Here is a 3,047-nt window from a genome sequence, read left to right as displayed (position 1 = left end):
CCGCCTCGCTATACTTTCTTTCTTGTGGTTAAGTCCTCGACCGATTAGTACTGGTCCGCTCCACATATCACTATGCTTCCACTTCCAGCCTATCCACCTGATCATCTTTCAGGGGTCTTACTTCCTTAAAGGAATGGGAGATCTCATCTTGAAGGGGGCTTCACGCTTAGATGCTTTCAGCGTTTATCCTGTCCACACATAGCTACCCAGCGATGCCAGTGGCCTGACAACTGGTACACCAGCGGTGTGTCCATCCCGGTCCTCTCGTACTAAGGATAGCTCTTCTCAAATCTCCAACGCCCGCGACGGATAGGGACCGAACTGTCTCACGACGTTCTGAACCCAGCTCGCGTACCGCTTTAATGGGCGAACAGCCCAACCCTTGGGACCGACTACAGCCCCAGGATGCGATGAGCCGACATCGAGGTGCCAAACCTCCCCGTCGATGTGAACTCTTGGGGGAGATAAGCCTGTTATCCCCAGGGTAGCTTTTATCCGTTGAGCGATGGCCCTTCCATATGGTACCACCGGATCACTAAGCCCGACTTTCGTCCCTGCTCGACTTGTAGGTCTCGCAGTCAAGCTCCCTTCTGCCTTTACACTCTACGAATGATTTCCAACCATTCTGAGGGAACCTTTGGGCGCCTCCGTTACATTTTAGGAGGCGACCGCCCCAGTCAAACTGCCCGTCTGACACTGTCTCCCGACCGGTTTACGGTCGCGGGTTAGAGTGGCCATACAGCTAGGGTAGTATCCCACCAACGCCTCCACCAAGACTGGCGTCCTGGCTTCATTGGCTCCTACCTATCCTGTACAAGCTGTACAGACACTCAATATCAAACTACAGTAAAGCTCCATGGGGTCTTTCCGTCCTGTCGCGGGTAACCTGCATTTTCACAGGTACTATAATTTCACCGAGTCTCTCGTTGAGACAGTGCCCAAATCGTTACACCTTTCGTGCGGGTCGGAACTTACCCGACAAGGAATTTCGCTACCTTAGGACCGTTATAGTTACGGCCGCCGTTTACTGGGGCTTCAATTCAGAGCTTCGCCGAAGCTAACCCTTCCTCTTAACCTTCCAGCACCGGGCAGGTGTCAGCCCCTATACATCTTCTTTCGAATTAGCAGAGACCTGTGTTTTTGGTAAACAGTCGCTTGGGCCTATTCACTGCGGCTGACCATGTGGTCAGCACCCCTTCTCCCGAAGTTACGGGGTCATTTTGCCGAGTTCCTTAACGAGAGTTCTCTCGATCACCTTAGGATTCTCTCCTCGACTACCTGTGTCGGTTTGCGGTACGGGCAGCCTACTTCTCACTAGAAGATTTTCTTGGCAGTGTGACATCGGATACTTCGGTACTATAAGTTCCCTCCCCATCACAACTTGTCCTTAAGAAGATAAGCATTTGACTCATCCTCAGACTTGTTGCTTGGGCACGCTATTCCAGCAGCGTGCATATCTTAGCCTCCTGCGTCCCTCCATTGCTCAAACAAAGCAGACTGGTACAGGAATATCAACCTGTTGTCCATCGCCTACGCCTATCGGCCTCAGCTTAGGTCCCGACTAACCCTGGGAGGACGAGCCTTCCCCAGGAAACCTTAGTCATTCGGTGGACGGGATTCTCACCCGTCTTTCGCTACTCATACCGGCATTCTCACTTCTAAGCGCTCCACAAGTCCTCACGATCTTGCTTCACCGCCCTTAGAACGCTCTCCTACCATAGAACCAATGGTTCTATCCGTGGCTTCGGTATCTTGTTTAGCCCCGGTACATTTTCGGCGCAGGGCCACTCGACTAGTGAGCTATTACGCACTCTTTAAATGATGGCTGCTTCTAAGCCAACATCCTAGTTGTCTAAGCAGCCCCACATCCTTTTCCACTTAACAAGAATTTGGGGACCTTAGCCGACGGTCTGGGCTGTTTCCCTTTCCACTACGGATCTTATCACTCGCAGTGTGACTCCCGGATCTACATAACATGGCATTCGGAGTTTATCAGGATTCGGTAACCCGATAAGGGCCCCTAGTCCAAACAGTCGCTCTACCTCCATGATGCACTATCCGAGGCTAGCCCTAAAGCTATTTCGGAGAGAACCAGCTATCTCCAAGTTCGATTGGAATTTCTCCGCTACCCACACCTCATCCCAGCACTTTTCAACGTACTTGGGTTCGGGCCTCCAATGCGTTTCACCGCATCTTCACCCTGGACATGGGTAGGTCACTTGGTTTCGGGTCGACGACGGCATACTCTACGCCCTATTCAGACTCGCTTTCGCTGCGGCTCCACCTCTTCGGTTTAACCTTGCATGACATCGTCACTCGCCGGTCCATTCTACAAAAGGTACGCCATCACCCGTTAACGGGCTCTGACTACTTGTAAGCACACGGTTTCAGGTGCTGTTTCACTCCCCTTCCGGGGTTCTTTTCACCTTTCCCTCACGGTACTGGTTCACTATCGGTCACTAGGGAGTATTTAGGCTTGGGAGATGGTCCTCCCGGATTCCGACGGAATTTCTCGTGTTCCGCCGTACTCAGGATCCCAGCTAGGCAAGGTTCGATGTCGCATACGGGGCTGTCACCCTGTCTCGCACAGCTTTCCAGCTGCTTCTGCTATCGTCTCTTGTCCATATCGCCGGTCCTACAACCCCAGAATGCAAGCATTCTGGTTTGGCCTCTTCCCGTTTCGCTCGCCGCTACTCGGGGAATCGCGTTTGCTTTCTCTTCCTGCAGGTACTTAGATGTTTCAGTTCCCCACGTCTACCTTGTCTATAGCTATGTATTCACTATAAACATATCACTTGATGAAAAGTGATGGGTTCCCCCATTCGGAAATCTCTGGATCAATGCTTACTTACAGCTCCCCAGAGCATATCGGTGTTCGTCCCGTCCTTCATCGGCTCCTAGTGCCAAGGCATCCACCGTGCGCCCTTATTCACTTAACCTGGTGGTTAAGGGTAATTCATAGCGATGAGAGTTTTGTTAACGAACAAAACTGTTCTCAATAAATCTATTTCTCGGTGTTGTTTCTTAACATGTTTGTGTTGTGTTTA

The 3,047-nt window shown here is 51.4% G+C and carries 1 rRNA gene; it reads right to left on the bottom strand.

Annotation, left to right across the window (positions count from 1 at the left end):
* Window positions 1-24: 24 nt before the first annotated feature.
* Window positions 25-2,939: ribosomal RNA gene (locus ACYQ4S_RS11460) — 23S ribosomal RNA — on the bottom strand.
* Between the last annotated feature and the right edge of the window lie 108 nt (window positions 2,940-3,047).

This window comes from Alkalibacterium sp. s-m-28 (genome assembly GCF_054658175.1).
Note: the sequence above shows the minus strand (reverse complement) of the source record. Positions and strands in the feature narration are given on the sequence as shown.